The sequence below is a fragment of the Pseudoxanthomonas kaohsiungensis genome, from assembly GCF_010211765.1.
Taxonomy (GTDB): Bacteria; Pseudomonadota; Gammaproteobacteria; order Xanthomonadales; family Xanthomonadaceae; genus Pseudoxanthomonas; species Pseudoxanthomonas kaohsiungensis.
Window position 1 is genome coordinate 1 of record NZ_PDWO01000078.1, and the last position, 516, is coordinate 516.

A 516-nucleotide genomic window follows, 5' to 3' on the forward strand; every position below is an offset into this window, starting at 1 on the left:
TGCAGGTGGCGTGAAACACATAACGAGCGCGTGCACAATTCAGGCAACATGGGCGGCCCGACCTGGTTTAGCTTCATACCTAATGGCAAGCAACCGGCCTCAGTTGTTTTTTTTTTCGTTCGGCGAAATCCGGCGTGGAGCACTGGTGGGTGCAGCGGTTGACCGCTGCCGCGCTGGTGGCGCTGGGCATCTGGTTCGTGATCACCGTGCTCGGCCTGCTGCATGCGGATTACGCGACGGCGCATGCGACGGTGGCCAAGCCGTGGAATGCGCTGTTGCTGATCGTGTTCGTGCTGACCATGTTCTGGCATGCCGTGCTTGGCTTGCAGGTGGTGGTCGAGGATTACGTGCACACCCGCTGGAAGGAGGTCGTGCTGCTCGTGGCGATCAAGTTCCTTGCGGTACTGGGCGCACTGGCTGGCGTGCTGGCCGTGCTGCGCGTGGCGCTGACCCCCTGAGACGAAACGCGAGGCCGGGATCCATGGAAAGCTACAAGGTTCAGCAGCATCTTTATGA

The 516-nt window shown here is 60.7% G+C and carries 1 protein-coding gene; it reads left to right on the forward strand.

Features of this window, described 5'->3' with window-relative positions; translation table 11 throughout:
• Nucleotides 1–134: 134 nt before the first annotated feature.
• A complete protein-coding gene (sdhD, locus tag CSC66_RS17380; RefSeq protein WP_162378653.1) occupies nt 135–458 on the forward strand; it encodes a succinate dehydrogenase, hydrophobic membrane anchor protein in 324 nt (107 codons plus the stop codon).
• Nucleotides 459–516 lie beyond the last annotated feature (58 nt).